The sequence below is a fragment of the Paenibacillus glycanilyticus genome, assembly GCF_030161375.1.
Lineage (GTDB): Bacteria > Bacillota > Bacilli > Paenibacillales > Paenibacillaceae > Pristimantibacillus > Pristimantibacillus glycanilyticus_B.
Map to the genome: position 1 here is coordinate 167,970 of NZ_BSSQ01000013.1, position 22,530 is coordinate 190,499.

The following is a 22,530-nucleotide window of genomic DNA, read 5'->3' on the forward strand; positions in this document are numbered from 1 at the left end:
TTGCGGAACAAAAAGGCAAATGGTCCCTTAATTAAGGGGCTTAATCCGGAAAAAACAAAAAAGCTGATTTTTATTGCGGTGGTGTTGCTGGTTGTAGGCATGCTGACGTTGTCCTATTGCTATGAGAACGGTATTCTGACCAATAACCAGGCTATTACAAGCGGCTGCATCGTTATGGGAATTAGCTTTATTTTATTGATGATCGATACCTTTGCGAGAGACCGGACAACGGCTTTTTACCGGTTGTTTGGCAGCGCGTTATTCCTTGTTTTTCTAATTGTTCGATACTATATTTTCTAAGGTGACAGGACGTTATGCGGTTTACGGGAAAACATTTGACGAATGAACGGGGCAGTATTGCCTTATTTACGGTATTTTTGCTTGGCGTGTCTTTTGTCGCGGCCATTGTTTTGTTCTATGTGTTCAGCGTGCATACAGAAAAACGGCAGTCGCAAAATATCGCCGATGCGGTTGCGCTTGCTGCTGCAGACGTGCTTGGAGATGCCTTTACACAAGAGATGATGGATTCTGTAGCCGAAAACCTGCTTCTCCTTAACGATGAGATCGATTCCTCTGAGGAAGAGGAGCCGGAGCCGTCCGATGCGCCTCCGCTTTCGGCTACGCCGGACAGCAGCGAAGAAGAGGAGCCGACTGATCCGCCGAAGTCGAAAGAGGACAAGCTGCGTGAATTGCTGGATAGTACGGTGCTGGTGACCAAGCTGATGAACGGCACCTTTGATCTGGAGAAGGATTGGATTCTTGTTGTCGAGGAGCCGTACTTCGCTGATGATTATACCGCCAGAAAAAACGGTGATCGCTTATATGATGCGTTCCTTCATAATGCCGGCGATATTGAAGCCGTGGCCAGACAGATGGTCGACCGTAATAAAGGAGAACGAAGCGGAACCGTTATATCGTTCCCGATGGATGGTGAGCCGGCGCTGCAGGTGGATGCCTTTAATAAAGTGCAGTTCGAAGCGGTTGTCCATGTCGAGGATGTACTGGGGGCCCGTTCGGCAAGCAGCGTCAGCAGCAGTCATTTCAATATTGACGTCAGCATGAAGACGGTGAAGGAAATTCGATTATAGAGGCGAGGGATTGAATATGATGCGAGACAGCTATAGAACGGCTGCCGGAACGGCGCTGTTGTGCGCCGCGCTGGCGCTTGGTTTGACCGGCTGCTTTGGAGACAAGAATGAGCCCGGCAAATCTACCGTTGTAAACGGGCCTCAGGTCAGCGATCAGCCGGTTGAAGCTTCTCCATTGCCCAGCGAGTCCGTTAATAGCGATACAGCTGAAGGGGCTGGAGAAGTGATCAACGTCTCGGATATCAGCAACCATCCGGCAGGCAGCATCATTGGCCGCTTCCTGGCGACGGGTGCAGCGACAGTGGAAGGCGGGAATTTCCGTCCAAACGAGCCGATTACAAGAGGTGAGCTGTATGAATGGCTCGTAAAGCTGGATCCGCGCAATATTCAACAGGCGGGTGAAGGAACGGGGGCAGCTGATTCTTCATTTACCGATATGGATTCGGCGGATCCGCTGGCGGCGAAGCTGAGCGGTTATGCAGCCGAAGGATATGTAAAGCCGCTAGACGGGAACAGGCTTGCGCTGGAAGAGCCGCTTCTGCGCGAGCAATTGCCGAGTATCATCGCGACCTTCTTCCATATCGAAGAAGCTCTTAATTCCAGATCGCTGCTCCTGCCGAACTCCTATTTCGATCGTGATGACATTACGCCCGACTTCTTCAAACCTCTAGCCTATTACCGGGCGGCAGAGGTGTATTCAACAACGTTTGGCGATACGTCGCTGCTGAGACCGAAGGAAGCGGTGACGCGTGGAGAAGCGGCGGAATTCGTTATGGGCGTGCTCGATTACAATCAAAGCTTGCTAGAGGGGATTGGGCTGACTCCGGATAAGTTAGAGCATGCGGATGTGAAGCTCGAGGATGAACCTGCTTCCGAAACGGTTGTTGAACCTGATGATTTCGCCGGTCATAAATATGAAGAAGACATCAAGTCGCTTCTAGACAAGGTGAAGCTCCCTGCTTCTGAGCCGGCTTTCAAACCGGATGAGACGATTACGAGGCGTGAATTTATTGCATGGATGTATCAATATGATCCAAACGATATTAAACCTCATCATCCAAGCACCGGTTCATTTAGCGATATGGCTGCGGATGATGCATCCTATGATCTGGTTGAAGGGCTGCGGGCAGCCGGCATGATTAACGGCTTCGAAGATGGGACGATAAGGCTGGACGAGCCGCTTACAAGAGAGCAGCTGACAAAGCTATGGGCGGATTATGAGCGGAATTGGACGGTTCTTATCGAGAACCTCGCGTTCTACTCCGATAAGAATAAGGTTGGCAAGCTGTATAGGGAGACGATGACCAATTTTCTCGTAGCCGGTACTAACCAGCTGTACAAGAAAATTTTTATCGGAGACCAGAAGGAGCTGAAGCCGCAGTCGCCCGTTACGCGGGCAGAGGCGGCCGCATGGATTGTGCAGGGCACCGAATAAACAATAATAAAAGCTGCTTGAGCATAATCAAGCAGCCTGGCAAGAGACTGTCCCAATACTTGCGGGACAGTCTCTTTTGTTATGTACAACACTTTCTGAGCGCTCTATTGCTGGCTGTAAGGGATCAGCATTTTAGAGGCAAGCATGATGAACTGGGATTGGTCTTGTTCTGTAAGGTTATCGGTTATGCTCTTCATTTGCCGTTCAATCTTATGGCTGACAACTTTGATAAGTTGATGCCCTTCAGGCGTTACTTTGACATTAATGACACGGCGATCATGTGAAGAATGGCTGCGTTCGACCAAACCGCGTCGCTCCGCCCGATTAATTAATCCGGTAATGCTGGATTTGTCGAGGCCGAGATACTGGGCCAGCTGCAGCATATTCAGCTCCCGGTCCCGTAAAATGCCAAACAATCGGATTTGTATGATGGACACATCGTGTTCGGCACCTACCTGGTTAAGAACGCCTTGAACAAGAAACGATAATTGGACCAAGCTATCCATAATGGAAAGGTTATCTTGCAATTCCGAATGAGTATCGCTCACATAATTCACTCCAGACAAGCTCAGGTATTCGGCAATGGCTTGTACGAGTTATTGCCATTTGTATTTTAACATAAATACCATTGACATAGTACGCGGCACAAACTATATTGTTTGTATCACGTACTATTTTTTCTGCCGAAGTCTGAGAAAGAAAGAAGGTAGAGGTATGGAGCAGCTTAGGTTTCTCGACGGGAAGACGGTAACTTTCCTGGAGCGGGGGAATGATGAGCGGGGAGCTTATTTAAGAATTGAACATAACGTCCCCCTACAAGGGGGCATGAATGCTCCTCATTGGCATCCGCTTCTTACGGAATCTTTTCAGGTGAAACAAGGTGTAATGAAGGGGATTGTGGACGGTGCAGAGATTGTTCTCGGCGCCGGCGAATGCCTGACGGTCTATCCGAAGCAGGTGCATCAGTTCTTTAACATTAGCCATGAGACGCTGATCGGCATACACGAAATACGCCCCCCGGGATTCCATTGGGAAATGTTTGTGCTGCATCGCAAGCTAGAGAGCGAAGGGAAGTTAAGCCGGAGGGGAATACCCATTCATCCGCTGTGGATGGGGCTGGCATGGAAATATAGCGAAGGATTTGCGGTTGGCGCACCCGTTATAATGCAGAAAGTATTGTTAGGCGGATTAGCCCGTATAGCCGAACGATTCGGATACGGGATTGAAAATACATGAAATGAAGGTGGTACTATGACAGAGAAGAAGACCGTGCTCTTGATTATGGGCAGTATTCGAGCAGGCAGGAATTGCCCGAATATCACGTCATGGGTCGGGAGCATCGGGGAAGCGAATACCGATTATCATTATGAAATGATTGATCTGGCGAAATGGCCGCTGCCGATGGATGACGAACCGGGAATCCCGGCTTTGGATCATTACACCCAGCCGCATACGCGCGCATGGAGCGAGAAGATTAAGAGCGCAAGCGGCTTGGTGTTTATCACTCCTCAATTTAACTGGGGGTATCCGGCCGTTCTCAAAAACGCAATCGATCATCTGTACCATGAATGGCGCGACAAACCGGTCATGATTGTAACTTACGGAGGGCATGGCGGAGGCCGTTGCGGCAAGCAGCTGAGAAGAGTTGCGGTTCGGCTAAGAATGCGCGTTGTACCTACGTCACCGGCGCTCCGGTTATCGGATGCGGTCATCCGGGAAGGCGCTCCGCTAGAGCCAAGCCGGGATTTCCTTAAGTTTGTGCCGCAGGTTCGAAGAGCAATTGCTGAACTTGGCGCACAGATCGATGGGCAGGAAAGTCTCTCGTCTCGCATGCGGCGCAATTGGAAGGCGACGCTTGCAGTCCTCTCCTAAATAAAACCTATATCTCCAGGCGGTAGCCCCGAATAAGTGCGGGGCTGTCGCTTTTTTTGTGAAGTTGGTTGCTTTTGTTCGATATTTAGAATATTATCTAAATATATAATTAAGTTAAGGAGGGGACCAGACTTGAATGATGCCTTTAAAGCGTTGTCCGATCCGACGAGACGTCAAATTCTTCAAATCCTGAAGGAACAGGACTTGTCCGCCGGCCAAATCGCCGACCATTTTAATATATCCAAACCAAGCATTTCCCATCATTTGAATTTGCTGAAACAAGCCAAGTTAGTAACAGAAGAGCGGCAGGGACAAAACCGGGTGTATTCGCTCAATATGTCCGTTGTACAGGAAGCTATGGGCTGGTTCCTCGGAATCCTCGGTACGAAAGGAGACAGGAATGAAGATGAATGAAACCAATGAGCAAGCGGTTGTGCGCTGGGGAAAGCAGGATTGGATTTTGCTTGCCGCTAATGTAGTTATCTTGGGGATTGTGTTTCTAATCTTTAACCATCAGCTTCCGGATGTCGTAGGCAGTCACTACAATGTCCGTGGCGAGCAGGACGGAACGATGGCCAAAGCCAATATGTGGCTGATGTACGGAGGGATTGGCATTGCGCTGCCCGTGTTTCTCTCGATTGTTAGAGCCGTTGATCCGCGCCGGAGCAATTACGCACGGTTCAGCAGTTATTACCTCTTGATGCGGTGGACGATCAGTTTGTTTATTCACGGTGTATTCCTGCTCATGATTCTGCAAAATCTTGACTATGATCTGCCTTTTATCAGTATCGTGTTTGGCGGTCTTGGCATCATGTGGATGGTAATCGGCAACAGGATGGGGCAGCTTCGCAGTAATTTCTTTATGGGGATCCGAACCCCATGGACGATTACGGATGAGAATAACTGGCGCAGCACGCATCGGCTCGGTGGACGGTTATGGGTTATTGCGGGGCTTCTAATGCTGCTCGGAGCATTCTTGCTTCCGGCAGAATGGCTGATCGGCGTATTAATTGTCAGCATGATTCTGAGCGTGGTTGTGCCGTACGTTTATTCGTACCGCTTGTATGCGGAAGCGAAGAAGAGAACTTGATATAACAGAAAAGCAGCTGCTCGGGAGTGTGTCCCGGGCAGCTGCTTTGTGTTTAACGGCTTTTCCTAAACGCGATTTTCCAAAGGGAAAAGCGCCTTTGGAAAACGCTTAAGCTACTCCGAAAGTAATCTTGCGAACCAGGTAATCGACTTTCTCCGTCATCGGCTCGTCGTTGATCTGGGCAAGCACTTCAGGCTTGAACACCTGCTGTTTCTTAATCTGGTAATAGTCCCAGAGAGCATTGCGAAGCGTCAGATTGTTGCGCATCAAATAATGCGGGTCGAGCAGCTTCTGGAAGATCAGCTCGTCTTGCAGAATATATAACATCGCATTCAAATCATTCATGTACCCTTCGGCAATTCCCCGCTCGTAAAACGCCCGAAGCCGGCCGTTGCGGTCGCTGATCGACATCTCGATCGAGGCCATGAGTTGCGGATAAATCTCGCGCAAATCCCGGAAAAAGGGTTCCGTGCCGTAGTTCGCAATAAGCAGCGTCTGTTGGAAAGTGGACTGAAAGCCCTTGATATAAGCCTCCTGGCTGCCATCCATCAATTTAGCTTCATCGCATACCACATATTTAATATAAAGGTCTGTCAGACGTTCAATAATTTCATCTCGTGAAGGAAAATACTTATATAATGTCGCCTTGGACAAATCCATTGCCTTGGCGATGTCATCCATGCGAAGTCCCTGAAAGCCGTTTGACTTTATGGGGTGCAGCAGCTTGGAAACGTATTTGTTTTTGGTTGCTTCATCGGTATATCTGCAGTTTTGCGTCTCACCCGTTGTATCCATAAAGTATTCAACCTCTCTTCCTATGTAAGAGTATACACGATTTTGCCGGATAAAGAAATGAACGATTTAATCAAACTAAACTAATTTTGTGTAAATGAGTTTACTTTGACTAACTTTTGCAGTATGATCATTTCTACAGTAGGCCATCCGGCCGTTAGAGATAGGAGAAGAGAACTTATGAATACAACATCAAGCCCGAACATCAGGTTCTGGCCGATTATGATTGCCATATTTTTTGGCGCCTTCCTGAGCATTCTGGGGATCAGCACCATCAATGTCGCGCTGACGATCTTTATGCAGGACTTTCACTCGGACCTGAGCACGGTGCAGTGGACATTGACGGGCTTTATGCTCTCCCTTGGGACGATAGCGCCGTTGTCGGGTTATTTGGGGAATAAATTCGGTTACAAAAACGTCTATTTGTATGCCATGATTGGTTTCGTTATTTTTTCCATATTATGCGGTTTCGCTTGGAATGCCGGTTCGTTAATCGCGTTCCGTATCGTGCAGGGTATCTTCACGGGGCTGGTTATGCCGGCAACGATGACGATTATTTTTCAGATCATTCCGAAGGAAAGACAGCCTTTCGCCGTTAGCATCTGGGGTTTGTCCGGCATGCTTGCGCCGGCTTTTGGGCCAACAATCAGCGGATGGCTGATCCAACAGTTCGACTGGCGCTGGATTTTCTTCATGAACGTGCCAATCGGCATCATAGCGATCTGGTTTATCATCGTTATGATCCCGGACGTAAGAATTGGAGCGGCAAAAGGCTTGGATAAACTTGGTCTTGCGACTGTTGTTCTTAGCAGCGTTGCGCTGCTGCTCGCTTTGAGCGAAGGGCGGCAATGGGGCTGGGATTCCGGCAAAGTACTGGGCCTGTTCGGCTTTGGAGCGGTCATGCTGGCGGTCTTCATCTGGCATGAGCTTAGAACGGCCAATCCGTTACTCAACCTGAGAGTGTTCGGTAACTACCGGTTCTCGATTACGCTTGTGGCCAACACGATTATTACGATCAGCCTCTATTCGGGCACATTGCTTGTTCCGTTATTCCTGCAAAACGTACAGCAGATCACGCCGATGGACACGGGGCTTATCTTGCTTCCTTCCTCCCTTGTGATGGCACTGGCTATGCCGATTGCCGGTAAGCTGTACCCGCGGGTTGGCGCCAAGTGGATGACGATTGGCGGTCTTGTGCTCATCATTATCGGCAGCTACGAGATGACCCATCTTCATACGGACAGCTCGCATTTGTACGTAATCTTCTGGATGGCGGTCCGTAACCTTGGGGTATCGTTTGCCGCTGCCGCAACAAGCACGGCCGGCATGGAGGAAATTCCGACGCAGCTGGTAGGGCATGCTTCATCGGTAACCAACTGGGTGCGAAACGTGGGCGGCTCGTTTGCGATTGCTTTGTTCACTTCGCTGCTCGCTTCCCATACGATTACGCATGTTGCCGACTTGACGCAAGAAGGCTCGGCGAACGCAAAAATTATACCGCTGTTTGCCTTTACCCTTAGCGTGAATGACGTGTTTACGATCGCGACGTATATCGCCGTTGTTGCGATACCGTTTACGCTCATTATCCGCAAACAAGCAAACCGCGCGAAAAGCGTTTCTGCCGCGGCTTGATTGACATAAATTCAAGGGGGTGCCCCATTAGTCATGCGAATGACTATAGGGCACCCCCTTTTGTTTGCCGTTTTTTAGCCTAATTTATTTGGATCTACGCCGGGAGGGAATACTTCTTCGAAATGGTCAGCTGTCTCGTACAGGTTATACCAAGCGTCTGCAAGGATGCCCGGATCGCCGGGCGTGCCTGCCTTGATCATCGTTCCGATAGAAAGATGTCCGACATAAACGCCTTTCTCCTTCAGCACATTGTGCAGGTTAGCCGCATAGTTGCGGACGCCGGACATAATGATCCCGCCATTGCCCACAAATGGGATGGGGAACATGGCCGATAAACCGGTTGTGAACAAAATCGCGCCGGAACCTCGCTCGATCATCTCGGGCAGCACCTCGTTAACCGACTGAACCGCAGGCAGCAAATAGCCGTTCATTTGTTCGGCGACGCTTTCCGGCGTTGTATCCAGTACCGGCGTGAACGTATGCCATCCTGCATAGGGGCTGAATTCAAGCACGTCGATAGGGCCCAAAGCTTCTTTTGCAGCTTGGAGAGCTTGCTTCAGAGCGGCCGGATCGGCAATATCCGCTACGAAGGATTGGGCTTCGATTTGCAGCTCTGCAAGTTCTTGGACGATAAGGGCCAACTTCTCGGGATTGCGGGAAATAGCGGCTACACGGAAGCCGTTTTGACCGAATTTTTTGGCGACAGATAATCCGAGTCCAGGACCCGCGCCAACAATGGCAATTGTTTTCATGAAATTATAAGCTCCTTTAGATGAAGTGTTAAAGTAACAGCTGTTGCTTTAATCGATACTATACCGCTATGATGGGGAGGGAACAACCAACAATCCGCATGTCCATGTTGCTATAGCAACATGCTGGACAAATTGTCGGGGCACGGGGGGGATAAGATGGCGACCAAAGTAATGAACATGCGGCAAACGCAGACGAAGCCCTTATTGATCGACGCTTTTTTTCAGCTCATAGCGAAGAAGGATTTCGAGAAAATCACGATTGCCGATATAACGAAAGGGGCTAAGGTGAACCGGGCTACCTTTTATGCGCACTTTAACGATAAATACGAATTATTGGACTATATCATGGGGAGTTCCGCGTCAACGGCTATTGCCAGCCGTACCATGGAGGCCACGGAATTTAATGCGGATACCGTTCAGCAGCTTGTTCTGGCCGTATGCGATTTCTACGAGAAGCCCAATGTCGCTTGCCGGGCCAGCTATATTGGCCTCGTTCTGCCGCAATTGAAAGAAAAAGTGGTGAAGGAGCTAACGGAGTTCCTGGCCAAAAGTTTGGCGGACGTCTACACCGAAGAGGAGCGTAATTTGTATGTGCCGGTTATCGCGCAAGCGATTCATGAGGGCGCTTCGCAATGGGCAACCGGGAAAATCGTCATGAGCGAGCAGGAGACCGCCACGAAAGTAGCTTCGTTCATCATGGACGGATTCCGGGTACCAGAGCGTGCAAAAACGTATTGACAGTGTATTATCCCCATGCTACTCTAATATCATAGTTAATCGATAGGAATTTACAAAATTAATAAAAACGTCCACCGTTCTAACGGAGGCATTCTCATATTTTATATGAGGATGCCTCTTTTTTATTTAAGAGGAAAGCGGTGATAAAGATGAGCAGTCAAGCTGCGGCAGCAAGGAAAACGCCGGGCAAATTGACGTTAACGGCGCTGGCCCTTGTATTTCCGGTAACGGTGCTGGTCTTATGGCAGGTGCTGGGGCATTACGGATATATCTCGGATCTACTATTCCCGACTCCTTATACGATTGTTGAAGCCGGCATATCCTTAGCATCGTCCGGCGATCTATGGTCGAATATCCAGATTAGCGTGACAAGGGCTTTGCTTGGTTTTACGCTTGGCGGTTCGTTGGCCTTGTTGTTTGGCATTGCGGTGGGCTTGTTCCGACGGACGGAAAAGCTGCTTGATCCCACGATTCAGATGATCCGGATGATCCCAAGCCTTGCCGTTGTGCCTTTGTTTATTTTATGGTTCGGTATCGGCGAGGAATCCAAAGTTCTGCTCATTGCCAAAAGCGCCTTTTTTCCGTTGTACATCAATACGTTCCTCGGCATCCGCAAGGTGGACAACAAGCTGTTTGAAGTAGCCAGAGTGCTGGGCTTCAGCCGGTTGAAGCAGATTACAAGGCTGATCCTGCCGGCTGCTTTGCCAAATATTATTTTGGGCGCACGCTTATCGATCGGGTTATCTTGGCTTGGCCTGGTTGTTGCGGAGCTGATTGCTTCAACCTCCGGGATCGGGTATATGATGTCGGATGCCCGGCAGTTCGCGGATACGCCGGTTGTCTTTGTAGGAATCTTTATCTTCGCTGCCCTAGGACTGATCACCGACACGCTGCTTGCCTTGGTCGAGCGCCGGATGCTCAGATGGAAGGACAATTACAACGGCTAGAAAGGAGGCAAGGAAATTATGAGCAATTCACTCGAAGCGATTGTTCCACCTCAAGCGGCACCGGAAGCGGAGCCGGCAGGAGGAGAGCGAACCGCGGGAAAGGGGGCTGCAAAGCGTAAGCGACGTTGGTCAACCAAGCTTGCCGCAGCGATTCTGAAAGACATTGCAATAGGGGCGGCGATTCCGGCCGTGCTTCTTGTTTTGTGGCAGGTCGCCGCTTCGGCCGGGTATATCTCGCCTATGTTTATGCCGTCGCCTGGTTCAATCCTTCGGGCATTCGGGACGCTGGCCACCTCGGACAATCTTCTTCATCATCTGCTCGTCAGCATGGGGCGGGCCGGTCTAGGCTTTCTGATCGGAGGGGCGGCCGGACTCCTGTTCGGATTATTGACAGGGCTGTTCCGGAAGGCCCAATACCTGCTTGATCCAAGCATTCAAGTGTTACGGCTTGTCCCGCATCTCGCCATTGCTCCGCTTATTATCCTGTGGTTTGGCTTCGGAGAAACGTCCAAGATTGCCATTATCGTATCCGGCTCGTTTTTCCCGCTCTATATCAACACGTTCCTCGGCATTCGCAATGTGGACAATAAGCTGTTCGAAGTGTCGCGCATTCTGGGCTTCCGTCCGCTCAAGCGGTTGACCCGGCTCATTCTTCCGGCTGCGCTTCCCGATATTCTGATCGGCGTGCGAATCTCGCTTGCCGTATCCTGGATTGGGCTTGTCGTAGCGGAGCTGATCGGCTCCAGGTCAGGCATTGGCTTCCTTATCAACGAGGCGAAACAGAACTCGGAAACCTCCGTTATATTCGTCGGCATTATTATATTCGCGGTTATCGGCAAGCTCATTGATTCCGTCATGAAGAGCGTTGAGATTCGCTGGCTGAACTGGCGCGACAGCTACAAGGGCTAATGCTTGAACGGCATTCCCGAATGTTCTCGTCGGAGCGGATGTTTAGCTTAACAATAGTCGAAATATTCAATTAATTATTTGAGGGGGAAAAACGAAATGTCGATATTCATGCCAAACGGTGCTATTCAATTGCAAGCGGATGTTCTTGTCATCGGAGGCGGACCGGCGGGAACATGGGCGGCCATTACGGCGGCTTCGCAAGGCGCAAAAGTTATTCTGGCTGATAAAGGCTATTGCGGCTCAAGCGGGGCGACGGCACCTTCGGGCACCGGCGTCTGGTATGTGAAGCCGGAGGATCGATTGCGCGAGGAGGCGAAAGCCAGCCGTTACGAAATGGGCGGCCGGCTTGCCGAGCACCGCTGGATGGACCGGGTGCTTGAGCGGACGTACGAGAATATGAACCGGCTTGGCCATGCCGGATATCCTTTTCCGAAGGATGATGACGGCGAGCTTCACAAGCGGGGCCTTCAAGGTCCCGAATATATGCGCCTGATGCGCAAGTTGGTGAAAAAGGCGGGGGTCAAAATTTTGGATCATAGCCCCGCTCTGGAGCTGCTTGTGGACGAACACGGCGTTGGCGGCGCGTCCGGCGTGCAAACGCAAACGGGCGATGCCTGGACCGTGCATGCCGGAGCCGTCGTGATCGCAACCGGCGGCTGCGCGTTCTTAAGCAAGGCGCTTGGCTGCAACGTGCTGACCGGTGACGGCTATTTGCTTGCGGCGGAGACGGGCGCGCATCTGTCGGGCATGGAATTCTCGAACGCCTATGCGATTAGTCCGACTTTTTCTTCGGTTACGAAAACGGCGTATTACTCCTATGCTTCCTTCTATTATGAGGACGGAACGCCGGTAGAGGGAGCGGGCTCGAAACGCGGCCGTTCCATTATAGCCCGCAAGCTGCTGGAAGGTCGCCAGGTGTACGCCAAGCTGGATCTTGCTCCGGAGGAGATTAAGCCGCTGCTTCGGGTGAACCAGACGAATTTTTTCCTGCCGTTCGACCGCCGCGGAATTGATCCGTTCAGCGATTTGTTCCCGGTTACGCTGAGGCTGGAAGGGACTGTCCGCGGAACAGGCGGTATCCGCATTGCCGACGAGACCTGCGCCACTTCGGTGCCTGGCCTGTATGCAGCCGGCGATGCGGCAACACGCGAGCTGATCTGCGGCGGTTTCACTGGCGGAGGCAGCCATAACGCGGCATGGGCCATGTCTTCCGGTTCTTTTGCCGGAGAAGGCGCGGCCGCGTATGCGAAAAAGCTTGGCGAGCATGCGAGCGGCCGAAATCTGCAGAGTGCTTCCACTTCCGTTATTACGAACGCAGGGTCGGCGTCTACTTCCAAAACGGAGGAGATTGTCCGTGCCGTGCAAGAGGAAGTAGCACCGTACGACCGCAATTTGTTCCGTACGGAGCAAGGGCTGAAGGGTTCGCTGGAGCGGCTTGACGGACTGTGGAAGGATCAGCGGAATCAGGCGGTGGAGCGTTCGGCAGTTGGGGTGAAAGCACGCGAAGCTCAGGCAATGACCGCAACCGCAAGATGGATGTACAATTCCGCGCTTGCCCGGACGGAGACTCGCGGCATGCATAAGCGCGAAGATTTCCCATCGCAGGATGCAGGCCAGCATTACCGGCTCGTCAGCGGCGGATTGGATCAAGTGTGGGTGAAGCCGGAAGCCGTCAATGAGAAGGAGGTTATTGCACCATGATTGAGGTTGTCAGCGAGAGCCGGTGCGTGTCCTGCAATCAATGCGTATCGGTGTGCCCGACAAACGTATTCGACCGAGGCGATGACGGGATTCCCGTCATCGCCAGGCAGGACGACTGCCAGACCTGTTTTATGTGCGAGCTGTACTGCCCGGTTGACGCGTTGTACGTTGCGCCGGATTCGGAGCAGGTTATCGGCATTACCGAGCGGGAAGCGGAGCAGCAAGGCTTGCTTGGAGGATACCGGGAAAAAGTCGGCTGGGGCAAAGGCAGGACGCCAGTCGCTTCGCATGACTATATGTACCGGCTATCCCGGTACGCAAAATTTTAAACAACACATACTTAACTAAAGAGAGGGGTCTGTTCCCTATGAGCAGAGTAAAACAAAGAGGATTACGCGGACTGGTTAGACTAGCGCTGATCGCGGTGCTGATTATGGCAACGGCATGGCTGCAGGCTTGCGGAGCCAACAATAGCTCGAATGAGAACGCGAAGGACAGCGCCAATGCCGGCGCCAGCGCATCAACGGAGACGGCAGCTGCCGCGGACAAGAACAGTAAGGTTCCGGCCGTTCTCAACTACGGTTACATCGGAAGCAATGATAAGAATCTTCCCGGCGGAGCGGAAGGCTGGGGCTTTTATAAAGGCATCATTCAAGAGGAACTGAAAAAATACGGCATCGAGGAAGTGAAGCTGACGGGCTTCCCGAACGGTCCGGACCAGACGGAATCGCTGATCAGCGGACGCCTTGATTTTGGCGGCTTGGGGGATACGCCTGCGATTATTGCGGTTGCTTCCGGCGCTAAGACAAGACTAATCAATCAAACGAACATAACGAATGTCGGCTACTTGATCTCGGGTCCTAACGGACCAAAGACGGTCGAAGAACTGAAGGGCAAGACGATTGCGATTCAAAAAGGCTCTTATATGCACCGTTACGTTGTTGGTCTGCTGAAACAGGCCGGCGTGACGGACTATAAGCTGGTCCATATGCTTGCTCCCGACGGCCAGGCGGCGCTTGCCCGGGGCGATGTGGACGCGATGACGAACTCCGGCTTTAACGCGGAGAAGCAGTTGGCGCAGGGTTATACGCTGATCGACGATTCCACCAAACATCCCGAGCTGCACGGAACAAGCGTAACGGTTGTCTCGGAGAGCTATCTGGAGAAGTTCCCGGATTTCCCGAAGGTGTGGAATGAAGCGCGCCAGAAGGCTATCGAGGATTTGAAGCAGCATGAGGACGAGTATTACCAGTTCATTGCCGATCTGAACAAGACAACGGTCGAGCTGGCGAAGAAGATTAGCCCGATCAGCTTCATTACGGAAGAGCCTTTCCCGGCGGAAGGGATTACGCGGATTACGGGTACAAAGGACTTCCTTGTAGAGGAAGGGCTGGCGAAGAAGGATTACAAGATTGAGGATTGGGAAGTGAAATAACCGATAGATCGGATAGGAGAGGAATTGTTATGGGAAAAGATACGCTGACCGTCCAGTCCTTTACGTTGTATTCAAGCAAGGGCATCCGTTTGCAAGGCGAAGTAAAAACCTTGGATGACGGCAAGCCGCATCCGGTTATTATCGTAAGTCATGGCTTTAGAGGGTATAAGGACTGGGCGTTCTGGCCGGATGTGACGAGCCGTTTGGCTGAAGAGGGCTTCTATGCGGTCAGCTATAATTTCTCGCGGATTGCCGTCAGGGAAGATGGCTTGGAGGAGGAGGCCGTTGCAACCGCATCAACTTTTTCTCAGGAGCTTGATGATTTGGAGACGGTTCTTCGCGCGGTATTAAACGGCGATTTGCCGCAGGCTCAGGCGGCTGACCGGACAAAGGTAGGGCTGCTTGGCCACAGCCGAGCCGGCGGAAGCAGTATCCTGACGGCCAGCGAGAAGCCGGACCAGATCGCCGCATTGGCGGTGTGGAACGGAGGACCTCCCCCATCCCGCCACCTTCCTTCCGGCGAAACGGTTAGCCTGCTGGAGTTGACAATTCAGGAGGACTGGCAAAGGAATGAAGCGCGCTTCAACATTCGCGAAGCTTTTACCGGGCTGCAGCTTCCCGCCTTGCTTGTGCAGGGAGACCTGGACCGCGAGCCGCTGCTGGAGCAGCTGCGCTACTTGCGGGAAGAGGCTCCGCATCAGCAATATGTGCTGGTGCAAGGAGCGGACCATACCTTTAATACGGTACATCCGTATGGAGGGGCAAACGTACAGCTGCAAACGGCGCTGCAAGCTACGGTCAACTTTTTTGCGGAGAAGCTGAAATGAGTTATTCAGCAGAGCGGCGGTTGATCGTGGACGTGCTTGTGATTGGCGGCGGTCCTGCCGGAGCTTGGGCGGCTTGGAGCGCCGCCACTAATGGCGCGAAGGTCGTACTGGCAGACAAAGGCTTCCTTGGCAGCAGCGGGGCGACGGCGCCCGGAGGCACGAATCTGCTATATTTGCCGCCTGATGAAGAAATGAGAAAGCTTGCCGTGGATAAGCGGATGAAGCAGGGCGGGCATTTGGCGGAGCCGGCATGGATTCACCGGGTGCTTGACCAGGTGTATGCCAATATGGAGTTGATCGAGCAATGGGGTTATCCGTTCGTCCGCGACGAGCACGGTACTCCGATGCGGGATCATCTGCACGGTCCGGAATACATGTCGATAATGCGCAAGGTTGTGAAGCGTGCCGGCGTCAAAGTGCTCGACCAGTCGCCGGCCCTTGAGCTGCTGGTTGACGAATTTGGCGTAGGCGGCGCTCGCGGCGTGTCCCGGCAGGATAACCAGACCTGGGAGGTGCGCGCGAATGCCGTTGTTATCGCAACGGGCGGCTGCGCTTTTCTAAGCAATGGACTAGGTTGCAATGTATTGACCGGCGACGGTTACTTAATGGCAGGCGAGCTTGGCGTAGAACTGTCGGGGATGGAATTTACCCGCAAGTATGCTCCTTCCCCGGCTTTTGGCTCGAATACCCGCTCAAGACTGCTTGGATGGGCAACTTATTACGATCATGCCGGCCAAGAGATTGTTGCGGGGCGGCAAGGAGATTTTCTGGCGGAGGCTCTGCTCAAGGGACCTGTGTATGCGATTATGAACAAAGCGGATACTCCGGAGAAGCAGGCCATCTTACGAAAATCCCACGCGATTTTCTTCCTGCCGTATGACCGCGCGGGAATTGACGTGTTTACCGAGCCCTTCCCGCTCACGCTGCGCTATGAAGGGACCGTAAGAGGTACGGGAGGCATCCGGATTGTAGGCGATGACTGCAGCACAACGGCAGGAGGATTGTTCGCCGCAGGGGATGCGGCAACACGCGAGCGGATTACCGGTTCGGCATCCGGCGGAGGCGCTTTTAACGCGTCATGGGCGATTTGCTCGGGAACCTGGTCGGGCAAAGGAGCAGCCGCTTATGCCTTGTCTCACCGAAGCAGCGCGGCGGAACGCGATCTGCAGCCGGCCGGGCGCTATGGGCTTGGCACGGCTCCAGCTACTTCCGTTGTGTCTTCGCAAGAGCTGATCAAGGATATACAAAGTCAGGTTCTTCCGCTCGATATTAATTATTTTCGCACCGAACGGGGGCTGAAGACCGCTTTGCGTCAGCTGGATGAGGTATGGAAGCGGGTGAATGATCAAGCGCCGCAAAATATGCTTGAACAGGTGCGGGCCCGCGAGACAGCGGCGATGGCGGCAACGGCAAGGTGGATGTATACGGCAGCGCTGTCGCGGAAGGAATCCCGGAGCGGCGGCCTGCATGTGCTGGCGGAATACCCCGGTCAGGACGACGAGCAGCAGTACCGGCTGCTCGTCTCCGGACTTGAAGAGATTCGCGTCAGGGCGGAGAAGCTACCGGAAACAGGCAGCGACGTTGTAGCAACCGGGGCCGCTGCTGCTTCCGAGGGGGTGCAGACCGGATGATTGAATTAGTCAGCGGGGAACGGTGCATTTCGTGCAGCATCTGCGTGAAAGTATGCCCGACCAACGTATTCGATAAGGGTGAGGACGGCATCCCCGTTATTGCGCGGCAAAGCGACTGCCAGACCTGCTTCATCTGCGAGGTTTATTGCCCGGCGGATGCGCTGTACGTCTCGCCTTATGCCGAGCAGACCGTGGAGGTGAACGAGCAGGAGCTGGCCGAGCAAGGCGTGCTGGGCAGCTGGAGGGCCATTATCGGCTGGGGGCCGGGACGCACGAAGATTGCGGCGATTGATACAACGCCGTTTATCGACCGGATCCTGCCTCCCCGTACGGTCCGTCCGCAAGGCGTATCGGAAGTCGTTCGAGGCGGAAGTCAAACGAACTGAAATAGACGCAAATAGAGCAAGTCCCAGGGTAGAGTTGATGCCGCCCTGGGACTTGTTTTTTTGCATGGGTGGTTGAAGCCAGGACCTGTTTGTGTTTGTACGGTAATGTGCTATGCTATCAACGAAAAATATTGGAATAGGACGGGAGGTTGATCGCATGTATCATTTGCTCCTGGCTGACGATGATCCGAATATTCGAGCGCTAGTCCGGTTCGTGATGACCCGCGAAGGTTATCAGGTGTATGAAGCGCAGGACGGAGCCGAAGCGATCGAAGTGATGAAGCAAGGGCCGATTAACTTGGCCATTATTGATGTCATGATGCCGCGGATCGACGGACTCGAGTTATGCGAGTACATAAGGGAACGGTATGACATTCCGATTATTATGCTGACGGCAAAGGACCAGCTGTCGGATAAAGAGCAAGGTTACCTGCGGGGAACGGATGATTACGTAACCAAGCCTTTTGAGCCGGAGGAGCTGCTGTTCCGGGTTAAGGCGCTGTTCCGCCGTTATAATCAGGTATCCAATGACATCATACGGATGAACCGCATTACCATCGACCGTAACAATGTGGAGGTGTCCGACGGCCGCTCGGTTCTGCTCCTGCCGATGAAGGAATTCGAGCTGCTTGCCCAGCTTGCCCAATACCCGGGCAGGCTGTTCTCGCGAGAGGAGTTGATTCGTCTCGTGTGGGCGGCGGATTTCGAGGGAGACGACCGGACGGTTGACGTGCACATTAAGCGGCTCCGCCAGCGTTTTGCCGATTATGCAGATGATTTCACGATTCAGACGGTACGGGGGATCGGGTACAAGGTTGAGGTGAAGGGCAAATGAAGTCGCTGTATGTTCGGGTAGTCCTCCTATCGATAGCCGTTATTCTGGTCAGCAGCATGCTGGGATTTCTGGTGTCCAACCTGTATTACCATATGAAGCTTAAGTCGTATAACGACGAGAAGCTGGTGGGCATCGCCGAGCAGATGAAAAGCTTTATCGAGGCGCAGCCTGCCGGCATGGACCGGTATTTGAACAATGCCGCTGCTCTTGGCTATGAGATTTATGTGACCGACGGGCATGGGGAGAAGCGATTTTACGGGCGAAGCTTTCGGGAGCAGGATTTGGATGAGGAGGCCGCTCGGAAGGTGCTAGGCGGTGATGTGTATCACGGCGTCGCCCATTTTCCGAACAAGCCGTTTATTACCGGATTCTTCGATAATCGGTTAAGCAACACGGTTGGGGTACCCATTCAAACGGGAGGCCAGTCGTACGCTCTGTTTATGCGGCCGGATGTTCTGCTGCAGTTCGGCGAGCTCCGCACGTTTTTTGCCTGGGTAGGATTAGCTACGGTTATTATAAGCCTGTTATTCTTTCTGGTCAGCACGCGTTACCTCGTCAAGCCGATTACGAGATTAACCGAGGCGACCAAACGGATCGCGCAAGGGCACTACAATCTTCGTCTGCCTGCAAAAAGACGCGATGAAATCGGACAGCTTGCCGTCCATTTCATGACGATGGGCAAGGAGCTCGAGCGCGTGGATCAGACGCGTCAGCAGTTCGTTTCGAACGTGTCGCATGAGATTCAGTCGCCGCTGACGTCCATTCAAGGTTTTGCCGCTATCTTGGGAGAGCAGGAGCTTTCGGGAGAGGAACGCAAGCATTACGCGGACATTATTGAAGCGGAGAGCCGCCATCTCTCTATTCTGAGCAAGCAGCTCTTGCTGCTGTCTTCGTTAGAACAAGGCGAAGAGGCGCTGAGCAAAAAGCCTTTTGCGTTGTATAAATCCATCCGCCAAGCCGCGCAGATGCTGCAGTGGCAGCTGGAAGAGAAGGAACTGCTGCTCAAGTTGTCGGTTCCGGACTCCATCACGATATATGGCGATGAGGTGCTGCTGCAGCAGGTCTGGATGAATCTGCTTGGCAATGCGGCCAAACATATTCCTGCGGGCAGAAGTATTGAAGTACGAGCAGAACAGCTGGCGTCCCGTATCGTTATTGTTGTCGAGGATACGGGGGATGGCATTGCGCCAGAGCATCTTCCCTATCTGTTTGACCGTTTTTACCGGGTGGACCGTGCCCGCGAGCGCGCTTCGGGAAGTACGGGCCTGGGACTGGCCATCGTCAAAAGGATTGTACAGCTGCATGAAGGCAGCATTGAGGCAGAGAGCTCGCCTTCTGAAGGCACGCGATTTACCGTCACGCTTCCACTCTCCCAATTGTAATCAACCGTTCATACGCCGTTCATTTTCGCTTCCTAAACTTGAGCCATCAAAAGGAGGGAAGCAACATGTATCTGGCTATTCGGGAAATGAGATTTGCCAAAACGCGTTATTCGCTGATCGCTACGATTATGGTGCTCGTCGCTTTTCTGGTGCTGTTCGTCACCGGGCTTGCGCGAGGCCTCGCATACGACAATGCGGCATCGATTGCAAATATGAAGGCTACGCATTTTATGATGGGGAAGGATGCGGACCATCGTTTCACCCGCTCGGAAGTGGGGACGCATGAGCTGGAGCAGGCGCAGTCGATCGTTGGCGAGCAAAATGCGCAACCTCTTGGCGTTCGAATGACAACCGTCACCGTAGAAGGGAAATCGTCCAAGCTAGATGTGACGCTGCTTGCCGTTAAGCCGGAAGGCTGGCTTACTCCATCCGCGGCGGAAGGAAGTTCGCTTGCGGAAGCGGGCGCCGGTTCCGTGCTTGTTGACAGCAAGCTGAAGGAGTCGGGGGTTCGAATCGGGACGGTCCTTGTGGATCAAGGCTCCGGCACGAAGTGGAAGGTTGGCGGGTTTGCGAGCCGGGAATCGTTCAGCCATTCTCCTGCCCTATTCATAAGTGAACAGGACTGGCAGCAGCTTCAGCGGGCTTCCGGGGCGGGAGACGGAGAAACATCTTACAGCGCTGTTGCCGTTAAAGCGGATAAACAACAGGCCGAGCGGCTAGCTGCGGAGATGCCGACTACCGAGATGGTGAAAAAGTCGGAGGCAGTCTCCGCGATCCCTGGTTATAAGGAAGAGCAGGGTTCGCTTTTGATGATGATCGTATTTCTGTTTGTTATTTCGGCTTTTGTGCTCGCGGTATTCTTTTACGTCATTACGATTCAAAAGAGCAGCCAATTCGGCATTCTGAAGGCGATTGGCACGCGTACGGCTTACTTGGCCTTTAGTGTTGCGTTGCAGGTGCTTCTCTTGTGCGCTGGCAGTTTGGCCATCGGCGTGCTGCTCGTACAAGGGTTGGCTGCGGTATTGCCAAGCGGCATGCCATTCCTGCTTCCCGGCTCTACGTTGACGCTCACAAGCGGAGCTTTTATCGCGATGTCGCTTGCGGGATCCTTGTTGTCCGTATGGAAAGTGAGCAGAATCGATGCTTTGGATGCGATCGGGAGGGCTGGAGCATGAGACAACGAATCGAATTGCGAGATATTACGCGGGTATTTGAGGATGGCGGGACACAGCGCACCGTTCTCGATAAATTGAATTTAAGCGTGGCGGAAGGAGAGCTGGTTGCCGTAATGGGACCATCCGGTTCCGGGAAAAGCACGTTTTTATCCATAGCGGGAGCGCTTCTGGAACCAACAAGCGGAGATGTGCTGCTCGATGGGAAATCGATTACTGGCAAAAGCCAGCAGGAGCTGTCGGACATGAGGCTGCATAAGCTTGGATTTATTTTTCAAAGCGCTAATCTGATTCCGTATTTGAAGGTAGAAGAGCAGCTGTTGTTCGTGGCGAAGCAGGGAGGTTTGGACAAATCGCAGGCAAGGGAAAGGGCTAAAGGGCTTCTTGAGAAGCTAGGTCTCGCCCATCGCCGCAGCGCTTATCCCGACAAGCTGTCCGGCGGAGAACGCCAACGCGTTGCTATTGCCAGAGCGCTCATGAACGATCCCGCGGTTCTACTCGCAGACGAGCCGACGGCAAGTCTTGACGCCAGCCGGGGGATGGACGTGGTGCGCATGATTGCCGGCGAAGCCAAGGAGCAAGGAAAAGCCGCCGTAATGGTCACCCACGATGAACGCGTTCTTCCGCTATGCGACCGGGTGCTGTATTTGGAGGAAGGGCGTTTGGTGCAAAGATGAGCGATTTGGCTAGGTGCTAACTGTACGATGCGTGACGTGGAATTTTGAATGCAAAGCACGGGGTGCGGCTCGAAATGAAATTGGAGATGATTAGCACCATGATAGACGACAAGTTGGACAAAAGAAAAATACGCCGGTTAAAAAGAAGAGCTGCTTCTAGAGCGAACTATATATCCGTTCAGCTTGCTCCGGAAGAAGGCGCAGTGATTATGGATGCCATCTTTACTCATGTCAAAGAAAACCGCCACAAACCTCGAATGAAATTATGTATGGTTAGCAGGGATCAAGGGAGGACTTGGACGGAAGAGTGGGTGGACGGAGCTGTAACCGACCCCCAATTATCTGTTTTGAAGCCAGGGGATCTAGTCAGAGATAAGGAAAAGGAATTTACTTACGAGGTTGTTACTAATGAAGGCGAACGTAAAATAACTGGCCCCTTCCAAGACGATCCGAATTCTCCGTTTTACTTACCGGAAGGTCATTTATTTCGGATTGCCTTGCCGCTTGATTAAGATGAACTTTTTCGCTATTGCGCTCGTTCCATTCTGTATGGTAATTTCTGAGAATGGGAAGGGGCGTTATATATATGACAAGAGGCTTGAAAATAACCGGAAGCAGTCTGCTTATGCTGCTGGCTATTGCTATATTGATTGTGTGCAAGTATGACTTCCCCAAGAAAATTAATCTGACTTATCCGGCAATCGAATTCAGACCGGGCAATCAAGCGTCGGTGGACAAAACCGCGATTACGCTCAAAGGAACCTTGCATCGGAAGTTGTTCCGCGATCAACGTTTTACGGGGGAAATTGAAATTACGAAGTATGAGGTAACGAAGGCGCGGATGATGCCAATTGTTTTTAATAAAAATATTAATAATGGTTGGGGTGTAACGGTGTATCTCAATGATACCTACGATGCAGATAGCGGAGCCGTTCAAGAAATGAATATTGTCCAGCTTAGCTCCATCTGGAAAACAGGCGATTTCGATAGTATGAAGTTTCTTTTGTTTGAACCAGTCGGCGCAGACTCAGGCCAAGGGAAAGACCTTCAAATCATGGCCCCGGCCACAGATTACGACAGTGCCATGGCACTTGATCAGCAATATAAAGAACAGGGTAAATACTAGTCCTAACCTCAAACAAGAGCGAAGCACGCGCAGGTCATGCATGGCCGCCGCAAGCTTCGCTCTTGTTTGTTTTCGATCTATTTGCTACAATATTTATTGTAGT

Annotated in this window: 26 protein-coding genes; 23 read left to right on the forward strand and 3 right to left on the reverse strand. The window is 52.3% G+C overall.

All coding sequences use genetic code 11. The features are described 5' to 3' along the window. The 3 genes from QQK89_RS15415 to QQK89_RS15425 are packed head-to-tail and all read left to right on the forward strand — an operon-like array spanning nt 1 to nt 2,523. The gene (locus tag QQK89_RS15415; protein WP_284239464.1) at nt 1-300 is read left to right on the forward strand and encodes a hypothetical protein; all 300 of its coding nucleotides are present in this window, start codon (nt 1-3) and stop codon (nt 298-300) included. Between the two features lie 14 nt (nt 301-314). Next, nucleotides 315-1,088: a pilus assembly protein TadG-related protein gene (locus QQK89_RS15420; RefSeq protein WP_284239465.1), complete on the forward strand. Its 774-nt coding sequence runs from the start codon at nt 315-317 to the stop codon at nt 1,086-1,088. Nucleotides 1,089-1,104: 16 nt separating this feature from the next. Further along, a complete protein-coding gene (locus QQK89_RS15425) occupies nt 1,105-2,523 on the forward strand; it encodes an S-layer homology domain-containing protein (protein ID WP_284239683.1) in 1,419 nt (472 codons plus the stop codon). 104 nt (nt 2,524-2,627) lie between these two features. Here the strand turns inward: QQK89_RS15425 and QQK89_RS15430 are convergent, their stop codons facing one another. Next, a complete protein-coding gene (locus QQK89_RS15430; RefSeq protein WP_284239466.1) occupies nt 2,628-3,071 on the reverse strand; it encodes a MarR family winged helix-turn-helix transcriptional regulator in 444 nt (147 codons plus the stop codon). Between the two features lie 166 nt (nt 3,072-3,237). Here QQK89_RS15430 and QQK89_RS15435 point away from each other — a divergent pair, with 166 nt between their 5' ends. The 4 genes from QQK89_RS15435 to QQK89_RS15450 all read left to right on the forward strand — a co-directional run bounded on the left by QQK89_RS15435 (nt 3,238) and on the right by QQK89_RS15450 (nt 5,485). Next, the gene (locus QQK89_RS15435) at nt 3,238-3,759 is read left to right on the forward strand and encodes a cupin domain-containing protein (protein ID WP_284239467.1); all 522 of its coding nucleotides are present in this window, start codon (nt 3,238-3,240) and stop codon (nt 3,757-3,759) included. Between the two features lie 15 nt (nt 3,760-3,774). Continuing rightward, on the forward strand, nt 3,775-4,395 hold the full coding sequence (locus QQK89_RS15440; RefSeq protein WP_284239468.1) for an NADPH-dependent FMN reductase: 621 nt from the start codon (nt 3,775-3,777) through the stop codon (nt 4,393-4,395). Nucleotides 4,396-4,527: 132 nt separating this feature from the next. Further along, on the forward strand, nt 4,528-4,809 hold the full coding sequence (locus tag QQK89_RS15445) for an autorepressor SdpR family transcription factor (RefSeq protein ID WP_284239469.1): 282 nt from the start codon (nt 4,528-4,530) through the stop codon (nt 4,807-4,809). Then, nucleotides 4,802-5,485: an SdpI family protein gene (locus QQK89_RS15450; protein WP_284239470.1), complete on the forward strand. Its 684-nt coding sequence runs from the start codon at nt 4,802-4,804 to the stop codon at nt 5,483-5,485. Before QQK89_RS15445 ends, QQK89_RS15450 begins: the two co-directional genes overlap by 8 nt. A gap of 108 nt (nt 5,486-5,593) precedes the next feature. On the opposite strand, the gene QQK89_RS15455 is transcribed toward QQK89_RS15450, so the two are convergent. Next, complete coding sequence (locus QQK89_RS15455) at nt 5,594-6,280, reverse strand: TetR/AcrR family transcriptional regulator (protein ID WP_284239471.1); 687 nt, start codon at nt 6,278-6,280, stop codon at nt 5,594-5,596. A 177-nt stretch (nt 6,281-6,457) separates the two neighbouring features. Between QQK89_RS15455 and QQK89_RS15460 the strand changes: the two genes are divergently transcribed. Continuing rightward, nucleotides 6,458-7,909: an MDR family MFS transporter gene (locus QQK89_RS15460; protein WP_284239472.1), complete on the forward strand. Its 1,452-nt coding sequence runs from the start codon at nt 6,458-6,460 to the stop codon at nt 7,907-7,909. 74 nt (nt 7,910-7,983) lie between these two features. On the opposite strand, the gene QQK89_RS15465 is transcribed toward QQK89_RS15460, so the two are convergent. After that, complete coding sequence (locus QQK89_RS15465) at nt 7,984-8,661, reverse strand: SDR family NAD(P)-dependent oxidoreductase (RefSeq protein WP_284239473.1); 678 nt, start codon at nt 8,659-8,661, stop codon at nt 7,984-7,986. A gap of 156 nt (nt 8,662-8,817) precedes the next feature. On the opposite strand from QQK89_RS15465, the gene QQK89_RS15470 reads away from it, so the two are divergent. The 15 genes from QQK89_RS15470 to QQK89_RS15540 all read left to right on the forward strand — a co-directional run bounded on the left by QQK89_RS15470 (nt 8,818) and on the right by QQK89_RS15540 (nt 22,427). Next, on the forward strand, nt 8,818-9,399 hold the full coding sequence (locus QQK89_RS15470; protein ID WP_284239474.1) for a TetR/AcrR family transcriptional regulator: 582 nt from the start codon (nt 8,818-8,820) through the stop codon (nt 9,397-9,399). A gap of 149 nt (nt 9,400-9,548) precedes the next feature. Continuing rightward, nucleotides 9,549-10,346 (forward strand): ABC transporter permease, encoded by a 798-nt coding sequence (locus tag QQK89_RS15475; protein WP_284239475.1) that lies wholly within the window; start codon nt 9,549-9,551, stop codon nt 10,344-10,346. 18 nt (nt 10,347-10,364) lie between these two features. Continuing rightward, nucleotides 10,365-11,255 carry an ABC transporter permease gene (locus QQK89_RS15480; protein WP_284239476.1) on the forward strand — a complete coding sequence of 297 codons (891 nt, stop codon included), beginning with the start codon at nt 10,365-10,367 and terminating at the stop codon, nt 11,253-11,255. A 96-nt stretch (nt 11,256-11,351) separates the two neighbouring features. Next, complete coding sequence (locus tag QQK89_RS15485) at nt 11,352-12,956, forward strand: FAD-dependent oxidoreductase (protein ID WP_284239484.1); 1,605 nt, start codon at nt 11,352-11,354, stop codon at nt 12,954-12,956. Further along, nucleotides 12,953-13,285 carry a 4Fe-4S dicluster domain-containing protein gene (locus tag QQK89_RS15490; RefSeq protein WP_284239486.1) on the forward strand — a complete coding sequence of 111 codons (333 nt, stop codon included), beginning with the start codon at nt 12,953-12,955 and terminating at the stop codon, nt 13,283-13,285. The genes QQK89_RS15485 and QQK89_RS15490 overlap by 4 nt, the downstream gene beginning before the upstream one ends. A 38-nt stretch (nt 13,286-13,323) precedes the next feature. Beyond that, on the forward strand, nt 13,324-14,391 hold the full coding sequence (locus tag QQK89_RS15495) for an ABC transporter substrate-binding protein (RefSeq protein WP_284239488.1): 1,068 nt from the start codon (nt 13,324-13,326) through the stop codon (nt 14,389-14,391). Between the two features lie 29 nt (nt 14,392-14,420). After that, the gene (locus QQK89_RS15500) at nt 14,421-15,218 is read left to right on the forward strand and encodes an alpha/beta hydrolase family protein (RefSeq protein WP_284239490.1); all 798 of its coding nucleotides are present in this window, start codon (nt 14,421-14,423) and stop codon (nt 15,216-15,218) included. Further along, nucleotides 15,215-16,849 carry an FAD-dependent oxidoreductase gene (locus QQK89_RS15505; RefSeq protein ID WP_284239492.1) on the forward strand — a complete coding sequence of 545 codons (1,635 nt, stop codon included), beginning with the start codon at nt 15,215-15,217 and terminating at the stop codon, nt 16,847-16,849. Before QQK89_RS15500 ends, QQK89_RS15505 begins: the two co-directional genes overlap by 4 nt. Further along, nucleotides 16,846-17,235 (forward strand): 4Fe-4S dicluster domain-containing protein, encoded by a 390-nt coding sequence (locus QQK89_RS15510; RefSeq protein ID WP_284239494.1) that lies wholly within the window; start codon nt 16,846-16,848, stop codon nt 17,233-17,235. Before QQK89_RS15505 ends, QQK89_RS15510 begins: the two co-directional genes overlap by 4 nt. 157 nt (nt 17,236-17,392) lie before the next feature. Continuing rightward, nucleotides 17,393-18,070, forward strand: a complete 678-nt coding sequence (locus QQK89_RS15515; RefSeq protein ID WP_284239496.1) for a response regulator transcription factor — start codon at nt 17,393-17,395, stop codon at nt 18,068-18,070. Continuing rightward, nucleotides 18,067-19,452: a sensor histidine kinase gene (locus QQK89_RS15520; protein ID WP_284239497.1), complete on the forward strand. Its 1,386-nt coding sequence runs from the start codon at nt 18,067-18,069 to the stop codon at nt 19,450-19,452. Before QQK89_RS15515 ends, QQK89_RS15520 begins: the two co-directional genes overlap by 4 nt. Nucleotides 19,453-19,517: 65 nt before the next feature. Next, a complete protein-coding gene (locus QQK89_RS15525; protein ID WP_284239499.1) occupies nt 19,518-20,627 on the forward strand; it encodes an ABC transporter permease in 1,110 nt (369 codons plus the stop codon). Continuing rightward, nucleotides 20,624-21,301 (forward strand): ABC transporter ATP-binding protein, encoded by a 678-nt coding sequence (locus QQK89_RS15530; RefSeq protein WP_284239501.1) that lies wholly within the window; start codon nt 20,624-20,626, stop codon nt 21,299-21,301. Before QQK89_RS15525 ends, QQK89_RS15530 begins: the two co-directional genes overlap by 4 nt. A 74-nt stretch (nt 21,302-21,375) precedes the next feature. Continuing rightward, complete coding sequence (locus QQK89_RS15535; protein WP_284239502.1) at nt 21,376-21,813, forward strand: hypothetical protein; 438 nt, start codon at nt 21,376-21,378, stop codon at nt 21,811-21,813. 74 nt (nt 21,814-21,887) lie between these two features. After that, nucleotides 21,888-22,427 (forward strand): hypothetical protein, encoded by a 540-nt coding sequence (locus tag QQK89_RS15540; RefSeq protein ID WP_284239504.1) that lies wholly within the window; start codon nt 21,888-21,890, stop codon nt 22,425-22,427. Nucleotides 22,428-22,530: the final 103 nt, after the last annotated feature.

Excerpts from the sequence above, each read along its gene's own strand:
- QQK89_RS15420 (WP_284239465.1), top strand. The coding sequence starts at position 315 with ATGCGGTTTACGGGAAAACATTTGACGAATGAACGGGGCAGTATTGCC.
- QQK89_RS15425 (WP_284239683.1), top strand. The coding sequence starts at position 1,105 with ATGATGCGAGACAGCTATAGAACGGCTGCCGGAACGGCGCTGTTGTGC.
- QQK89_RS15435 (WP_284239467.1), top strand. The coding sequence starts at position 3,238 with ATGGAGCAGCTTAGGTTTCTCGACGGGAAGACGGTAACTTTCCTGGAG.
- QQK89_RS15440 (WP_284239468.1), top strand. The coding sequence starts at position 3,775 with ATGACAGAGAAGAAGACCGTGCTCTTGATTATGGGCAGTATTCGAGCA.
- QQK89_RS15450 (WP_284239470.1), top strand. The coding sequence starts at position 4,802 with ATGAATGAAACCAATGAGCAAGCGGTTGTGCGCTGGGGAAAGCAGGAT.
- QQK89_RS15455 (WP_284239471.1), bottom strand. The coding sequence starts at position 6,280 with ATGGATACAACGGGTGAGACGCAAAACTGCAGATATACCGATGAAGCA.
- QQK89_RS15460 (WP_284239472.1), top strand. The coding sequence starts at position 6,458 with ATGAATACAACATCAAGCCCGAACATCAGGTTCTGGCCGATTATGATT.
- QQK89_RS15465 (WP_284239473.1), bottom strand. The coding sequence starts at position 8,661 with ATGAAAACAATTGCCATTGTTGGCGCGGGTCCTGGACTCGGATTATCT.
- QQK89_RS15470 (WP_284239474.1), top strand. The coding sequence starts at position 8,818 with ATGGCGACCAAAGTAATGAACATGCGGCAAACGCAGACGAAGCCCTTA.
- QQK89_RS15475 (WP_284239475.1), top strand. The coding sequence starts at position 9,549 with ATGAGCAGTCAAGCTGCGGCAGCAAGGAAAACGCCGGGCAAATTGACG.
- QQK89_RS15480 (WP_284239476.1), top strand. The coding sequence starts at position 10,365 with ATGAGCAATTCACTCGAAGCGATTGTTCCACCTCAAGCGGCACCGGAA.
- QQK89_RS15485 (WP_284239484.1), top strand. The coding sequence starts at position 11,352 with ATGTCGATATTCATGCCAAACGGTGCTATTCAATTGCAAGCGGATGTT.
- QQK89_RS15490 (WP_284239486.1), top strand. The coding sequence starts at position 12,953 with ATGATTGAGGTTGTCAGCGAGAGCCGGTGCGTGTCCTGCAATCAATGC.
- QQK89_RS15495 (WP_284239488.1), top strand. The coding sequence starts at position 13,324 with ATGAGCAGAGTAAAACAAAGAGGATTACGCGGACTGGTTAGACTAGCG.
- QQK89_RS15500 (WP_284239490.1), top strand. The coding sequence starts at position 14,421 with ATGGGAAAAGATACGCTGACCGTCCAGTCCTTTACGTTGTATTCAAGC.
- QQK89_RS15505 (WP_284239492.1), top strand. The coding sequence starts at position 15,215 with ATGAGTTATTCAGCAGAGCGGCGGTTGATCGTGGACGTGCTTGTGATT.
- QQK89_RS15510 (WP_284239494.1), top strand. The coding sequence starts at position 16,846 with ATGATTGAATTAGTCAGCGGGGAACGGTGCATTTCGTGCAGCATCTGC.
- QQK89_RS15515 (WP_284239496.1), top strand. The coding sequence starts at position 17,393 with ATGTATCATTTGCTCCTGGCTGACGATGATCCGAATATTCGAGCGCTA.
- QQK89_RS15520 (WP_284239497.1), top strand. The coding sequence starts at position 18,067 with ATGAAGTCGCTGTATGTTCGGGTAGTCCTCCTATCGATAGCCGTTATT.
- QQK89_RS15525 (WP_284239499.1), top strand. The coding sequence starts at position 19,518 with ATGTATCTGGCTATTCGGGAAATGAGATTTGCCAAAACGCGTTATTCG.
- QQK89_RS15530 (WP_284239501.1), top strand. The coding sequence starts at position 20,624 with ATGAGACAACGAATCGAATTGCGAGATATTACGCGGGTATTTGAGGAT.
- QQK89_RS15535 (WP_284239502.1), top strand. The coding sequence starts at position 21,376 with ATGAAATTGGAGATGATTAGCACCATGATAGACGACAAGTTGGACAAA.
- QQK89_RS15540 (WP_284239504.1), top strand. The coding sequence starts at position 21,888 with ATGACAAGAGGCTTGAAAATAACCGGAAGCAGTCTGCTTATGCTGCTG.